The organism is Pseudomonas sp. MWU12-2345 (genome assembly GCF_023242385.1).
Classification (GTDB): domain Bacteria; phylum Pseudomonadota; class Gammaproteobacteria; order Pseudomonadales; family Pseudomonadaceae; genus Aquipseudomonas; species Aquipseudomonas gingeri_D.
The window spans coordinates 84,452-99,433 of sequence record NZ_JALLJA010000007.1 but is presented as its reverse complement, the minus strand read 5'-3'; the positions used below and the strand labels follow the sequence as shown (position 1 = coordinate 99,433).

At 62.7% G+C, this 14,982-nt stretch carries 14 protein-coding genes; 3 read left to right on the top strand and 11 right to left on the bottom strand.

Annotated elements, in window-relative coordinates:
- Nucleotides 1-26 precede the first annotated feature (26 nt).
- Complete coding sequence (locus M5C71_RS15765) at nt 27-1,595, top strand: sugar ABC transporter ATP-binding protein (protein ID WP_248768199.1); 1,569 nt, start codon at nt 27-29, stop codon at nt 1,593-1,595.
- A 66-nt stretch (nt 1,596-1,661) separates the two neighbouring features.
- Complete coding sequence (locus tag M5C71_RS15760) at nt 1,662-2,684, top strand: ABC transporter permease (protein WP_100941611.1); 1,023 nt, start codon at nt 1,662-1,664, stop codon at nt 2,682-2,684.
- Between the two features lie 57 nt (nt 2,685-2,741).
- Here M5C71_RS15760 and M5C71_RS15755 read toward each other — a convergent pair whose 3' ends face one another.
- Nucleotides 2,742-3,764 (bottom strand): glycosyltransferase family 9 protein, encoded by a 1,023-nt coding sequence (locus M5C71_RS15755; RefSeq protein WP_248768198.1) that lies wholly within the window; start codon nt 3,762-3,764, stop codon nt 2,742-2,744.
- Between the two features lie 225 nt (nt 3,765-3,989).
- Here M5C71_RS15755 and M5C71_RS15750 point away from each other — a divergent pair, with 225 nt between their 5' ends.
- Nucleotides 3,990-5,612, top strand: a complete 1,623-nt coding sequence (locus M5C71_RS15750) for a methyl-accepting chemotaxis protein (protein ID WP_248768197.1) — start codon at nt 3,990-3,992, stop codon at nt 5,610-5,612.
- Nucleotides 5,613-5,624: 12 nt separating this feature from the next.
- On the opposite strand, the gene M5C71_RS15745 is transcribed toward M5C71_RS15750, so the two are convergent.
- The 10 genes from M5C71_RS15745 to M5C71_RS15700 form a co-directional block, all read right to left on the bottom strand.
- The gene (locus tag M5C71_RS15745) at nt 5,625-6,494 is read right to left on the bottom strand and encodes a DUF6282 family protein (protein ID WP_103495124.1); all 870 of its coding nucleotides are present in this window, start codon (nt 6,492-6,494) and stop codon (nt 5,625-5,627) included.
- Nucleotides 6,491-7,270 carry an alpha/beta fold hydrolase gene (locus M5C71_RS15740; protein WP_103495123.1) on the bottom strand — a complete coding sequence of 260 codons (780 nt, stop codon included), beginning with the start codon at nt 7,268-7,270 and terminating at the stop codon, nt 6,491-6,493. The genes M5C71_RS15745 and M5C71_RS15740 overlap by 4 nt, the downstream gene beginning before the upstream one ends.
- A 34-nt stretch (nt 7,271-7,304) precedes the next feature.
- Nucleotides 7,305-8,279: a nitronate monooxygenase gene (locus tag M5C71_RS15735; protein ID WP_349294014.1), complete on the bottom strand. Its 975-nt coding sequence runs from the start codon at nt 8,277-8,279 to the stop codon at nt 7,305-7,307.
- 81 nt (nt 8,280-8,360) lie between these two features.
- Nucleotides 8,361-8,729, bottom strand: coding sequence for an antibiotic biosynthesis monooxygenase (locus M5C71_RS15730; RefSeq protein WP_103495121.1), 369 nt, complete (start codon nt 8,727-8,729; stop codon nt 8,361-8,363).
- A 35-nt stretch (nt 8,730-8,764) separates the two neighbouring features.
- A complete protein-coding gene (locus M5C71_RS15725) occupies nt 8,765-9,295 on the bottom strand; it encodes a flavin reductase family protein (protein WP_103495120.1) in 531 nt (176 codons plus the stop codon).
- Nucleotides 9,292-10,467: an LLM class flavin-dependent oxidoreductase gene (locus M5C71_RS15720; protein ID WP_248768196.1), complete on the bottom strand. Its 1,176-nt coding sequence runs from the start codon at nt 10,465-10,467 to the stop codon at nt 9,292-9,294. Before M5C71_RS15720 ends, M5C71_RS15725 begins: the two co-directional genes overlap by 4 nt.
- Before the next feature lie 45 nt (nt 10,468-10,512).
- Entirely contained in the window at nt 10,513-11,220 is a 708-nt protein-coding gene (locus tag M5C71_RS15715; RefSeq protein WP_248768195.1) for an RraA family protein, read from the bottom strand.
- Nucleotides 11,217-12,419, bottom strand: coding sequence for an isocitrate/isopropylmalate family dehydrogenase (locus tag M5C71_RS15710; protein WP_248768194.1), 1,203 nt, complete (start codon nt 12,417-12,419; stop codon nt 11,217-11,219). The genes M5C71_RS15715 and M5C71_RS15710 overlap by 4 nt, the downstream gene beginning before the upstream one ends.
- Nucleotides 12,419-13,447 carry a nucleoid-structuring protein H-NS gene (locus M5C71_RS15705; protein WP_103495116.1) on the bottom strand — a complete coding sequence of 343 codons (1,029 nt, stop codon included), beginning with the start codon at nt 13,445-13,447 and terminating at the stop codon, nt 12,419-12,421. Before M5C71_RS15705 ends, M5C71_RS15710 begins: the two co-directional genes overlap by 1 nt.
- A 459-nt stretch (nt 13,448-13,906) precedes the next feature.
- Nucleotides 13,907-14,836, bottom strand: coding sequence for a LysR family transcriptional regulator (locus M5C71_RS15700; protein WP_103495115.1), 930 nt, complete (start codon nt 14,834-14,836; stop codon nt 13,907-13,909).
- Between the last annotated feature and the right edge of the window lie 146 nt (nt 14,837-14,982).

The following is a 14,982-nucleotide window of genomic DNA, read 5'->3' as shown; positions in this document are numbered from 1 at the left end:
TCGCCTTGCTGATGGAGTACCTGATCATGTTCGCTTCAGCGACTGCTTCGAGCAACCCGCTGGTGGGTATCCAGCCAACCGCCCTACCTGTCGATGAGCCGTACCTGCTGGAGATTGTCAACGTCAGCAAGGGTTTTCCCGGGGTAGTGGCGCTGTCCGATGTACAACTGCGGGTCCGCCCGGGGTCGGTGCTGGCCCTGATGGGCGAGAACGGTGCCGGCAAATCCACCCTGATGAAAATCATCGCCGGCATCTACCAGCCGGACGCTGGTGAGCTGCGCCTGCGCGGCAAGCCGGTGGTCTTCGACACGCCGCTGGCGGCCTTGCAGTCCGGGATCGCGATGATCCACCAGGAACTCAACCTGATGCCGCACATGAGCGTCGCCGAGAACATCTGGATCGGCCGCGAGCAGCTCAACGGCTTCCATATGATCGACCACCGGGAAATGCACCGCTGCACGGCGAAACTGCTGGAACGGCTGCGCATCAACCTCGACCCGGAAGAATATGTCGGCAACCTGAGCATCGCCGAACGGCAGATGGTCGAGATCGCCAAGGCGGTGTCCTACGACTCCGACATCCTGATCATGGATGAACCGACCTCGGCCATCACCGACAAGGAAGTCGCCCACCTGTTCTCGATCATTGCCGACCTCAAGTCCCAGGGTAAGGGCATCATCTACATCACCCACAAAATGAACGAAGTGTTCGCCATCGCCGATGAAGTGGCGGTATTCCGCGACGGTGCCTATATCGGCCTGCAGCGGGCCGACAGCATGGACGGCGACAGCCTGATCTCGATGATGGTCGGGCGTGAACTGAGCCAGTTGTTCCCGGTGCGCGAAAAGCCCATCGGCGATCTGCTGCTGTCGGTGCGCGACCTGCGTCTGGATGGCATCTTCAAAGGGGTGTCGTTCGACCTGCATGCCGGTGAGATCCTCGGCATTGCCGGGTTGATGGGCTCGGGCAGGACCAATGTCGCCGAAGCGTTGTTCGGCATCACCCCCAGCGATGGCGGGGAAATCCGCCTCGACGGCCTGCCGGTGCGGATCAGCGACCCGCACCTGGCGATCGAGAAGGGTTTTGCCCTGCTCACCGAGGACCGCAAGCTCAGTGGCCTGTTCCCGTGCCTCTCGGTCATGGAAAACATGGAAATGGCCGTGCTGCCGCATTACGTCAGCGGTAACGGCTTTATCCAGCAGAAAGCCTTGCGCGCCCTGTGTGAGGAAATGTGCAAGAAGCTGCGGGTGAAAACCCCGTCCCTGGAGCAGTGCATCGACACCTTGTCCGGAGGCAATCAGCAAAAGGCCTTGCTCGCCCGTTGGCTGATGACCAACCCGCGGATCCTGATTCTCGACGAGCCGACCCGGGGCATCGATGTCGGCGCCAAGGCCGAGATCTACCGGTTGATCGCCTACCTCGCCAGCGAAGGCATGGCGGTGATCATGATTTCCTCGGAGCTGCCGGAAGTGCTCGGCATGAGCGACCGGGTGATGGTCATGCACGAGGGCGACCTGATGGGCACCCTCGACCGTGGCGAGGCGACCCAGGAGCGGGTCATGCAACTGGCCTCCGGGATGACCGCGGTTCACTAGTTGTTCAACGAACAGAGGCCGGCGGCGGTGCTCCGCGCCGGTAACGCGATAGAAGGGTGAGTGGTTATGAACGTGATACTGGAAAACAAGCCTGCAACGGTGCCGGTCAAGAGTCGCCGGCGCCTTCCCACCGAACTGAGCATCTTCCTGGTACTGATCGGCATCGGCCTGGTCTTCGAACTGTTCGGCTGGATCGTCCGTGACCAGAGTTTCCTGATGAACTCCCAGCGGTTGGTGCTGATGATCCTGCAGGTGTCGATCATCGGCCTGCTGGCGATCGGGGTCACCCAGGTCATTATCACCACCGGCATCGACCTGTCGTCGGGCTCGGTGCTGGCACTCTCGGCGATGATTGCCGCGAGCCTGGCGCAGACCTCGGACTTCGCCCGGGCGGTGTTTCCGTCGCTGACCGACCTGCCGGTGTGGATCCCGGTCATTGTCGGGCTCGGGGTAGGGCTGCTGGCGGGGGCGATCAACGGCAGCATCATTGCCCTGACCGGGATTCCGCCCTTTATTGCCACCCTCGGCATGATGGTCTCGGCCCGGGGCCTGGCGCGTTACTACACCGAAGGCCAGCCGGTGAGCATGCTCTCGGATTCCTATACGGCCATCGGCCACGGCGCGATGCCGGTGATCATTTTCCTGGTGGTGGCGCTGATCTTCCACATCGCCCTGCGCTACACCAAGTACGGCAAGTACACCTACGCCATCGGCGGCAACATGCAGGCGGCGCGCACTTCCGGGATCAACGTCAAGCGTCATCTGGTGATCGTCTACAGCATCGCCGGGCTCTTGTCGGGACTGGCCGGGGTGGTCGCTTCGGCACGGGCCGCCACCGGGCAGGCGGGTATGGGCATGTCCTACGAACTGGACGCGATTGCGGCGGCGGTGATTGGCGGTACCAGCCTGGCGGGTGGGGTGGGGCGCATTACCGGCACGGTGATCGGCGCGCTGATCCTTGGGGTCATGGCCAGCGGCTTCACCTTTGTCGGGGTCGACGCCTATATCCAGGACATCATCAAGGGGCTGATCATCGTGGTCGCGGTGGTCATCGACCAGTATCGCAACAAGCGCAAGCTCAAGCGCTGAGCGAGATATAAACGACAAGGGCCTTTTCAGGCCCTTGTTGCGTTATCGATCAGAACCTCAGGCCACTGCCGAGGTGATGGGCGCTGAATCCTGTTGCGTCGGTGTCTCCGGTAAATAGCGCACAACAGCCTGATAGACCTCGTCCACCGAAATATTGTCCATCCCGTCTTTTTGAATAATGCTGTGATGGGTGTTTGCGGGATAAGGACCAGTATGCGCCGGATCGGTTTTTCCGCAGAGTAGGACCATCGGTCGTTCCATTGCACAGGCCACATGCATCGGGCCGGTATCACCGGTCAGGAGCAAGTCACAGCGCTTGAGCACCGCCGCGAGTTGGCCGACATTGGTTTTGCCGATGAGATTCAGGATGTTCGGGTTGGCGGTCAGCGCGTCGGCCGCGAAGGCTTCGCTGGGGGAGCCGGTGAGTACGATATGCACAGCAGGGTGTTCTTTTATCAGGCGTTGGATCAGTTGATCAAAGCGCTTGAAGGACCAGCTGCGAGTATCTTTTGCCATCAGGAAAGGAAACAGCTTGTACAGGATCCGCTGACCTTTTTTCGAAATCTGATGGCAGCCCATGTGCAAGGCCAGGATAAACGGCTGTGGGGCGGCTGGAATGGGGCTCAACAGTAAATCGGCCTGCGATTCGTCCTGGGCATTCGTATTGAGCTCATAAGGCCCCAATGGAAATTGCGCCACGTTCGGCATCTGCTGAATCAGGAATCGATAGAAGTTTTCCGAATAATGAAACGCACCGGCATAACGCGGGGGCATCAGGACGCGCGGAATGTCTCCCAGGTATTCGACGACGTGGTTGATATTTTGCAGGGGCAAGATGACATCATATCCGGCGGCCAGTTGCTCGATAGGCTGTTCTTCCGCACGGTAGAGTGTATCGATGCAGGTATTTTTCGACAGCAGCTCATGGGACAGGGCTGATAACGTGACAACATCTATTCGGGCATGCAGTTTTGCAAGGCGCAGTGCACGGATTCCGGGTGTTGCGAACAGGGTATCGCCTAGGCGGTGCGGAGCAACCAGAAGAATTTTTTCTGCGGCCTGTAGCGGGCTGGTTGTCATGCAATGGATCCGGTTCGGGTGTGGAGAGGGCGACGGTTCGCAGGAATGACTGGCCACCTAAAAGGAGCAATCTTATCAATTCTGCGGTTTTTTTCCTACTCTGTGCCCGCTGGTAGGCCTACCTACAGAAAATCGCAACCAAGCCGATAGCCTTATGGCCGGGATCGCCTGCTATCCTGCCGCGGCCTGCTGTCTTCCGTCCCCGTTCAATGCGAGATCCCGCCCATGTTGTTGAGAAATATCCGGATTGCACCCCGAGCGTTTATCGGTTTTGCCGCCATCGCCTTGCTCAGTGTGTTCCTGGGGCTGTTCGCGTTGAAGCAGATTCGCGACGTGCAGGCCCAGGCCGCCGATATCCAGAACAACTGGCTGCAGCGGGTGCGGGTGCTGGCATCGGCGAATGCGTCGCTGGACCGTTACCGCCTGGGCTCCATGGCCCATATCCTGTCTTCCAGTGCCGCGGACATGAAAGTCTACGAGGACAAATCGGCCGGGCGCTTGCAAAGCGTGCATGAGCAGATGTCGATCTACGCGGGCTTGTTGACCAGCGGAGACGACAAAGGGCGGCTGGACGCCTTCAACCGCAGCCTGGAAGCCTATGCCAAGAATCACCTCGAATTGCTCAGGCTGTCGCGGCTGGGGGACAAGGCCGGTGCCAACACCTACCTCTCGACCATCCGTGAGTCCTATGAACAGATGACCAAGAACCTCGATGACCTGATCGAGCATGCCAACCAGGGCGCGGAGCTGGCCGGCAAACAGTCGGCCAGCACCTATGACAGCGCGGTGGCGGGCATCGGCCTGGTGATTCTGCTGGTGGGTATCGGCACCGTGCTGGTGGCCTGGCTGCTGACTCGCAGTATTACCGTACCGATTATCGAGGCGGTGCAGGTTGCGGAAACCATCGCCAAGGGTGACCTGACGCAACCGATCAATCCGGCCGGCAACGACGAAGCCAGTCGCTTGCTCGCGGCCCTGGCGGTGATGCAGGGCAGCCTGCTCACCACCCTCAAGCAGATCACCCATTCATCGACCCAACTGGCCTCGGCGGCCGAAGAGTTGAACGCGGTGACGGCCGAGGGCAGTCGTGACCTGCAACAGCAGCATGGGGAAATCGAACAGGCCGCCACCGCGGTGACCGAGATGACCAGCGCCATTGAAGAGGTGGCCAGGAACGCCTCGTCCACATCGGACCTGTCCCAGGAGTCCCGGACCATTGCACTGAAGGGGCAGCAGCGGATGGTCGAGGCGGTGACGGCGATTGTCGCGCTGACCCGTGGCGTCGAGGTCAGCTCCGAGCAGATCGGCGGTCTGGCGGCTCAGGCCCAGGGCATCGGCAAGGTCCTCGATGTGATTCGTACCATCGCCGAGCAGACCAACCTGCTGGCGCTCAATGCCGCCATTGAAGCGGCGCGCGCCGGTGAGGCCGGTCGTGGCTTTGCGGTGGTGGCGGATGAAGTACGGGCCCTGGCCCATCGGACCGCGCAGTCGACCCGGGAAATCGAGGAGATGATCGGCAGCATCCAGACCGGTACCGCCACTGCCGTGAGTGGCATGCACAACAGCAGCAACATGACCCGGCAGACCCTGGAGCTCGCCGAAGCGGCCAAGACCGCGTTGGCGGAAATCGTCGAGGCGAATGACGAAATCAATAACCGCAACCTGGTTATCACCACCGCCGCCGACGAACAGGCCCATGTCGCCCGCTCGGTGGATCGCAACCTGCTGAATATCCGCGAGTTGTCGATCCAGTCTTCCGAAGGCTCGCACCAGACCACCGCCGCCTCGCAGTCCCTGGCCCACCTGGCCACCGAACTCAATACCCTGGTCAAGCATTTCCAGATATGAGAGCCCGGTCACTCAATGGCTGAGCAGTTGTAGCGGCCAGCCGTGGCTGATGGCCGCGATCCGCTCGGGGCCGAGACCGAATGCCTGGAACCACTGCCGGCTGAGGTCGCGCCACTGACGGATATCCGGCTGGCTGGTCTGGCCCAGGTCGGAGCTGTACACCACCCGTGGCAGTTCACGCAGTACCTGGGCGAAGTCCCCCTCGTCTTGATAACCGAGCAGGTAGGTGAGGGCGGTCTGTTCGATATAGAGCCAGGGCAGGTCGCCGAGTGCTCGCAAGTCCGCGGCATTCATCCCGGTCAGCGGATTGGCCGGCTGGTTGAGCATCAGCCGTGGCACCTGCAAGCGTTCGGCCGCGTCCACCAGCCGCAGCACCTCCTGACGATTGGCATGACCGCTGGAAATCACCACCGGGTAGTCTCGACTCATGCGCAGCAGGTCCAGGGTCGCGGCGTTCAACTGGCCGCTGTCATCGCTGACCGTCAGGGGTTGCACCGGCCGTTCGCTGAGGATCGGATGGCTGAGGGTCCGGGCCAGCCGGCTGGTATGGGAGCGTCCGGTCACGGTGGGCAGGTGCACGATAAAGCGTACGTCGAGGGCGCCGTGCTGGCACAGGGAACGCTCCACCACCCGCCAGTCCAGGCCGCCGGCGATTTCATTGAGGACGATCGAACCGGATACTGGCAAGCCTTGCTCGCGGGCCTCCCAGGCCTGGGCCGCGGTGCAACCCAGGTGATTCTTGAGCACCACCCAACCCTCCTGGGCCGCGTAGTGGCTGCCAGCTTGCATGGCACTGTGGCGTCGCAGATAGGCGTCGGGGCCGGCGTGGTAATGCACATCGATAAACTTGGACTGTGCGGGTTGGGTCGTGGAAGCATTCATGCGGGGCGCTCCAGATCGATGCCCAGATGGCTGCGCACGCTGTTTTCTACCCGTGCCAGATCGTCCTGCAAGGGGCGCATGCCCGCACCGGGCACGCTGACCGCCAGGTGCCGCGCGGTGGGGCTGAAGCTGACATTGGCAGCCCTGACCAATTGCGAGTCTTCACCGAAAAGGCTCAGCAGGCGGCCAGGCCAGGCACTCACCTGGGATTCCAGGTTGAGTTTGCTCAGCAGCCGGAAGCCTCGGTCCAGGCGGCGGCCGGCCTGCTTGTCGTCGGGGCTGCCCTGGGCGGGCGGGCGGGAGATCGGCGGACGCCGGGCCGGCAGCACCCACTGTTCGAGCAGCAGCAGTGCCTTGTCTACATCGCCGGCTCCGGCGAGCTCGGCCATCGCCCCCAGCCTGCGGTCGAGGATAGTGTCGGCCCGGGTGGGCGAGGAAATCAGCAGGGCCTTGGCCGTCTGCTCGCCGACGGCGGTGGCCAGCAGGCCCTGCACCAATGCGCCGCCCAGGGCCGATCCGGCCAGCAGGGCAATGGGGCCCAGTGGTTCGAGCACTGCCGCCCAGCGTCGGGTGAAGTGGGCCAGATCCTCATCCGCGTCATCGCTCAGCAGCGACAGCGTGTCGAAGATCAGCACGCGGTAACCCTTGGCCACCAGGGCCCGGGTCAAGGGCGCGAAAAACTGCCCCTCGTCCCAGGCCGGCATGACCGGGGAGAGCACCACCACCAACTCCGGCCCTTCGCCGAACTGCACATGCACCGGTACTTGAGTATTCATATCGATTCCTTTCCTGTAGGGCGTGCAGGTTGTGTCAGGCAAACAGTTTGCGGGCATCGCGCAGGGCCTGTTCGGCACCGCGCAGGGTCTGCTCGACGATGGTGGTTGCCGGCAACACATCATTGACCAGGTCGGCGACTTCACCGGCCCAGATAGCGCGGACATCGGTGTTGTCGTTGCGCAGGGCCTGGGCGTAGTCCTCGCCGACGCTGGCCGGCGCCTGCAGCAGTTCCTGCTCGAAGCCGAGCCAGCGGGCCGTGAAGTCGTTGGCCAGCGCGCGGCCGCTGTATTGCTCGGGCCACTCGATGCCGCGCACCAGGTCGAAGGCCCGGGTGCGTACGGTATCGCCGGCGCGGGCCTGGACCAGCCGTTGCTTGACCTTGTTGGACGGCAGCGCTTCTTCGCTGGCCAGGAAGCGCGTGCCCATCATCGCCCCGTCGGCCCCCAGCAGCAGGGCGGCGGCCAGGCCCCGGCCGTCGGCGATGCCCCCGGCGGCAATCAGCACCGTCTCTTTGGCGACGGCATCACGTACCGCCGGAAGCAGCGGAAACGAGGCCCGGCGCAGGCTGTGGCCGCCGGCTTCGGCCCCTTGCACGATCAGCGCATCGGCCCCCGCGTCGAGTGCGGCCAGGGCCTGGTCGACCTCGTGCACCTGGACAATGGCCAGGGCACCGCTGTCCTTGATCGGTTCGATGAAGGCACGTGCGTCGCCAAACGACAAGGCGACCACATGGGGTCGATAGGACAGGGCCAGGTCCAGCAGTTCGAAGCGCCGGGCCACGGTGAACATCACCAGGCCCACGCCCCAGGGTTCCTTGACGTCGTTCATCAGCGCCAGTTCGGTCTTCATCCAGTCCGGGTCGCCATAGCTGGCTCCCACCAGGCCCAGGCCGCCGGCCCGTGACACGGCGGCGGCCAGGCGTCCGCCCGAGGCCCCTCCCATGGGAGCCAGGACCAACGGGTTGGCGGTGTTGAGCAGGCGGGTCAGCGGGGTAGCAAAAGTGCTCACGGTGTCTCTCCTTGATAGACCGATTTGAAAAATGCCGCTCGACAGGCCCGCGCGATCCGGCAATGGCGGGCCGTCGACGGTTCAGGCGAGCGCGGCGGCTGGAAGGGTGGCGGCGGGGATGTAGTCGCTGACCTGATACAGGTGGAACTCCCAGGTGCCGGTCTCTTTCAGGCGCGAATAACGCGACATGAACTGCTCGTCGGAAAACAGCGAGTCGAATTCCTCCTTGCTGCTCCATTGCGCCTGGTTGATCACGGTCTTGCCGTCGATGCTCTTGAACAGGCGGCTCCACTGGAACGACGGATAGGTCTGGGCCACATAGCCCACGGCCGAGCGCAGCACATCGAGGGCGGCGTCCTGCTGGCCGTCAAAGACATGCACGACATTGACCAGGAAGATCGCCTGGCTTTCATCATGGCCGGGTGCGTTGAAAGGGATCGGGTTGCTCATGTTGCCTCCAGGTAATCCAGGGTATGAAAAGGGGTTCAGTGATTCAGTGCGTGGGAACGTGCCGGTTGCCCGTCCTGCCAGAGCAGTGGGGAGATGCGCTCGCCGACCAGGGACTTTTCAACCCGGCCGACAATCACTTCATGGGTGGCGTAGCTCAGCCGCGCATCAACCCGGCAGAACAAGGTTGCCTGGGCGTCGAGCAGGTACGGCAACCCGTCGGCGTGGTCCCAGTCTCCGTGCTCGAAGCGCGCCGGGCCCTTGAGTCGGCCGGCGAAGATGCCCACCAGGGCGCTCTGCGTGGCGTCGAGCAGGTTGACGCTGAAGCGTTGATTGCTCAGCAGCGGCTGATAGAGGCTGGCGGAGTGGTTGATGCAGATCAGCAGCGAGGGTGGTTCGGTGCACAACGAACTGACCGCGGTGGCGACCATGCCGCAGCGGGCGCTGCCGACGCCGGTGGCGATGATCGAGACGGTGCTGGTCAGGCGTCGCATGGCCCGTTTGAAGTCTTCGGCCGTCTCCTCCAGGGAGCGCTCGGGGGCCCGCGCCAATGCGCCGGCGGCACTCATGCGACGGCACCGATGAGCAACCGCGAGCGCAGGTGCGACTGGCGCAGACCGGCGTCCTCCATGCGCGGCAGCACCTCCTCGAGGAACTCGTCGAGGCCGCTTTGATAGTCCAGCCAGGTCAGGCAGATACCGTCGATGCCCAGGTCGCTGTAGCGCTGGAACTGGTCGGTGATCATCTCGGCGGTGCCCACCAGCGGGACTCCGGCGAAACCGGCCTTGAAGTGGAAGCGGAAACGTTCGGCGTCCTCGGTATTGGCGAACATGCCGCTCTGGATGCCGATCTCCGAGGTGACATTGTCCAATGCCACTTCATCACCGTGCTGGTTGACGTAGTAGTCGAGGTATTTCTCGGCCTCTTCCAAGCTGTCCTTCTGTACCACATAGGCGTAGACCCAGATCTGCAGCTCGCGGCCGTACTCCAGGCGCGCCAGGTCGCGATAGGCTTTGATCTGGGCGGCGATGGTGGCATCGTCATCCTCGTGCTTGAGGATCAGGAACGCCGCATCGCAATGTTCGGCGCAGAACCGCCGCCCGCGCTCGGAGCCGCCGGCGTTCATCAGGAACGGTGTGTTGAGCGGCTTGGGCTGGGCAAAGCCCTGGGCGATATTGAAGAAGTCGCCCTTGAAGTCGAAGTTGCCCGGTTCGCTCCAGGCCTTGCGGGCGACGTTCAGCCATTCATCGGCATGGTCGTAGCGGCGATCATGCTCCAGCTGCACGCCACCGTTGAACATGCCCATTTCCTTGCCATACCAGCCGCAGATCATGTTCAGGCCGAAGCGGCCGCCGCTGATATGGTCGATGGTCGCCGCCTGCTTGGCCGCGAACAGCGGGTGCACGGTGGACAGATGCGAGGTGGTGAACAAGGCGATCTGTTCGGTGACCGAGGCCAGCCCGGCGGCCCAGGTATAGGTCTCGAAGGACACGCCCATCGGGTCGCTGGCACCGCCCCAGCCGCGCCAGCGGCCCACCGGCAGGAGCAGTTCGAGGCCGGCCTTGTCGGCTTTTTTGGCGATCTCCAGGTTGCCGCTCCAGTCGGCGGCCTTCAACCGCTCCGGTGCCGTGGTCAGGGTGCAGCCGCCTTCGATATTGAGGGCGAACACCCCCAGCTTGATCTTGTTGGTACTGGTGCGCATCGGGTTGGTCTTGATAACGCTGGTATTGTTCGAAGTCATGGGGTCTCTCCTGGATGAGGGGCGTGACAGGCGTCGTGGGTGGGCTCAGGCGGCGCTCGGGGCCTTGGCCTCGGCGGCCAGCCAGGGTTGGTCATAGCGGTGCAGGCGCCGCGCTTCGGCCAGTGACAGGCCCTGACCGACGGATTCGATGATGTCGCGTTCGGTCTTTTCCACGGCGATGGCGCGCTTGATGACTTCCTCCGCGTGGGCGATGGGGATCACCAGGCAGCCGCTGGCGTCGCCGACGATCAGGTCGCCGGGCTGGATCGTCACGCCGCCGATCTGCACCGGAACCTGGGTGGCCTTGAGCTGCACGCGGTTCTTGCCCGACTGCATGAAGCGGCCACGACTGAACAACGGGTAACCGAGCCGGATCACCGTGTCGATGTCCCGTGCGGCCCCATCGATCAGCGTGCCGCGAATATTCCGGCTCACCGCCACATGGGTGAGGATGTCGCCCCAGACGGTGGCGTCGAGCCGGCCGGCGTTGCTGGAAACGATGACCGAGCCGGGCGGCACGTCGTCGATGTAGTTGGCGGCGTTCTTGAAACCGTCACCGGACTCCACCGGTTCGTACAGCACGGTGAAGGCGAACCCGCTGCAGCGCGTGCCGGGCACTTGCTGGACGATGCCCAGCAGGCCGGCATCGATGCCGAGACTGTCGAGGGCATCGCTCAGCGATGCGGTATCGAGTGTGGCGCTGTGTTCCAGCAGCCAGACGCGTTGTGACGCCGAGAGGGAAGACTGGCTCATGCATGACTCCTTGTCAGGGCCGGGCCCTTGTCGAGGGAAGCGGTGAGGGAATGAAGGTTGAGGACGCTGCGTTGGATGATGGCCGCCGCGCATTGGCCGGTGCTGGCCTGGCCACCGCTGTCGTAGGTCTGGCAGTCGTGCCTGACCACCTGGGTGACGGCCTGTTCGATGGCCCAGGCCTCGGCGCCGTAGCCCAGGTGTTCGAGCAACAGGGCCAGGGACAGGAACATCGCGCTGGGATTGGCCTTGTCCTGGCCGACATGGGCCGGCGCGCTGCCATGCACCGGTTCGAAGTAGGCCCCGGCATCGCCGATGTTGGCGCTGGGGGCAAAGCCCAGGCCGCCCATGACCCCGGCCCCGAGGTCGGAGAGAATGTCGCCGAACATGTTCTCCGCGACGATCACGCCAAAGCGTTCCGGACGACGGATCATCCACAGCGCCACGGCATCGACGTTGTCGATATTCCAGGCGATATCCGGATACTGCGCGGCCACGTTTTCGAGGATTTCCCGGGCGAATGCGCCGCTGTAGCGCAGCACGTTGGGTTTGTCCGCCAGGGTGACGCGCTGATAGTCGTGCCGACGGGCGTACTCGAAGGCGAATTTGAACAGGCGGGTCAGGCCGGCGCGGGTCTGTAGCCGCACCGTCATGGTCGCGTCGTCGGCGCTGGCGCGGGTCCAGGGCGCGCCCGCCAGTTCCTTGGCCTTGAGCAAGGGTTCGAACTCGGCGGGGATGCTGGCGAAGTCGAGTCCCGCGTACAGCCCCTCGGTGTTTTCGCGGATCACCGTGAAGCGGAAGCGGTTGTCACCGAGCACATCGGTCATCGGACGCACATTGGCGTAGAGGCTCAGCCGCTGGCGCAACTGAATCACCGGCGACACGTAGGTCCGCCCCGTGTCGCGCAAGGCCGCAGGTAACTCGGCCTCGGCTTCGTGCAAGCCCTTGCTGGTGATGGCGCCGAGCAGGGTGGCGTCGGCGGCGGCGATTTTCGCCCAGGTTTCGGCGGGCACGGGGTCGCCGTTCTGGCGCCAGCATTCCCAGCCGATCTGGCCGAAATCCAGTTCGATGGGCAGTTGCAGGGCGTCGAAGATCGGCAGCAGGGCGTTGACCACTTCGACGCCGACGCCGTCGCCGGGCAGTACGCAGACCCGGTGCCGCGCCGGTCGGGGTGGGGATGTCGTTGGAGGCAGGGTGTTCATCACATTTTTCCTTCTGCGGACAGGTGCGTCGGGAAACTGGGTCGGGAAATCACCGTCGGGCGCAGGGCATGACGCTGGAACAGGTCCTGCTCGTGCATGGCCCGCAGGGCCTGGAAGGTCGAGCTGATCTGCAATCGGGACATGGTGTCTTCCAGCCGCTGCTGGACATCGAAGGGCAGGTTGTAGGCGCCCAGCATCACGTCCATCAGCGGTGCGGGCAGGCTGCTCAGCGGTACGCTTTGCGCGGTGTACTCGGAGAGTTGCAGGGCCTTGACCAGGTCATAATCCCGGCCGCTGCCGATGCGCTCCAGATAGGCGATAAACATGCCCAGGTGCAGATTGCCGGCGCCCTTGCCCATGCCGCAGATCGAGGTGTCGATGTACTCGGCCCCGGCATCGATGGCGGCGATGGCATTGGAAAGGGCCAGGGACAGGTTGTTGTGGGCGTGGAAACCCAGGGGCGCATGGACCCGGCGGGAAATCCGGCTGATCAGGCGTTCCACGTCATCGGGAATCATGTTGCCGTTGGAGTCGGCGAAACAGATGATATCGGCCCCGGCGCCCTCGGACCGCAAGGCCATCTCAGTGATGATGCCCGGTGTCTGGGTGGTGATATGGGTGATGTTGGCACTGACTTGGAAGTTGAATGACTTGGCCAGTTTGAGGGTCGCCAGGCCCGGTTCGAGTTGTTCGTTGCGCAGGCACACCCGGATCATCCCTATGCCCTGTTCGGCGAGCATTTCAAAGTCGGCTTCGGTGACGTTGCGCGGATGCACCATGACGCAGAGTCCCAACTGGCCATGGGCCGCGCGGCGCAGCGAATCGATATACAAGGGGCTGACCGAGCTACTCAGGCCGTGCTCTTTCTTGCGCACGAAAGAGCCATTGCAATAGCCAATTTCCGCATGGTTGACACCCACGTCCGCCAAATGCCCCACGGCATTGGCTGCATAGTCGGTAGTAAAGGCGAAGTTATTACGATAACCACCATCACGGAGCGTTACATCAATGATCTTTACTTGGCTCATGATTCAATTCCTTCTGTGGGTTCTCTGTAAAACTCCAGAGGCGCACGCAAGCGCATCCTGGGTTTGTCAGTCGTAACAGTCCCGTCATTCTGGGGTTCTTGGGCAAGTTTTTTTAAACGGCAAACGTCATGGGCCATGAAGGCCTGAACGGAAAAAATCAAGGGTGTATTCCGCGTCGGACACTTCCGCACGCATCGCTTATTCGCGATGAGTCTGGGAAGTTGGCGCTTTTTTATTATTAAATTATTGCCCGGCCGGAGAGGTGTGTACCGTGTCCGGAGGGCGAGTCACGAAAACCTTGGCATGGGTTTCGGCGCTCGGGGAAATCTGTTTCTTGTTCTTGGCGTTGATACTGGAATCTACGGGATTGTTTGTAAACTCCCCGTGTTCGCCCCAGGGTGTTAAAAAATTCACCTTGTGTTAATTGCAAATTGCACTACTGAGGCACACAAAAGGCAATTAAAAGAATGCCTCGGTCGGAAAACAGCTGACCAGGAAGTCCATCAGTGACCGAATAGGCGCTTCTTTGCGCATATCTTCGTGGACCACCAGCCAGATATCAATCATCAAGTCCGAACAATTCAGCTGGGCTTTCTCCAGTATCGGGTCCTTGCGGGCATAGAAGTTGGGCAACAAGGCCATGCCGATGCCCGCCCGCGCCGCCGATGCCTGTACCTCCAGGCTGCGGGCCCGCAGGACCACGGGGCGCTCAGCGGCGATTTCGCGCAGCCACACCTGTTGCCGCGAATGTTCCATGCTTTCGTCGTAAAGGATGTATTCGTACTGCTCGCGGGTATGGGTGGCCAGGTAGTGCGAACTGCCATAGAGACCAAAGGAGACGGTGCCGAACTTGCGCGCCACCAGGTCCATCTGGGTCGGCCGGCACAGGCGGATCATCAGGTCCGGTTCCGGGTTGCCGCCGTTGCCGATATCGTCCTGCATCAGCAGGCTGACATTGATCGAGGGATGTTCCTGGCGCAGGCGTCCCAGGTGTGGCGCGATGAATTCCGAGGTCAGCAGGGGCGGGGCGCTGACGCTCAGGTCGGCGACCATTTCGGTGCGTACCGACAGGGCCATCTTGGCAATGGCCTTGGCGTCCTTCTGCATCCGGCCGGCGATTTCGGCGATGCGATGGCCAAAGGGGGTCATCTCGTAATTGCGCTTGCGTCGGTCCACCAGCTTGAGGTTCAGCGAGGACTCCAGCGCGGCGATGCGCCGCGCCACGGTTGCATGTTCGACCCCCAGTTCCCTGGCGGCGCTGCTCAGTGATTGGGTGCGGGCGAAGGTGACGTAATGACGCAGGTTCTCCCAGTCGAACAGGGCTGCGTCCGGGGTGTCCAGGCGTTCGGACCAATCACAGGAAGAGGGTTGCACAGGAAAGGTAGTCATGCCGCCTCGATCGATTCTCGATGGAAGTTTCATCCCGGCGGTCGCCCCAAAGGCTTCCATCCTGGAGATCCTTGTTTGGGAAGATGGATTCGAAACGGCCGCGCACGGATAAGAAACAACCCCCATCCGTGCGGGCCATATTGAAT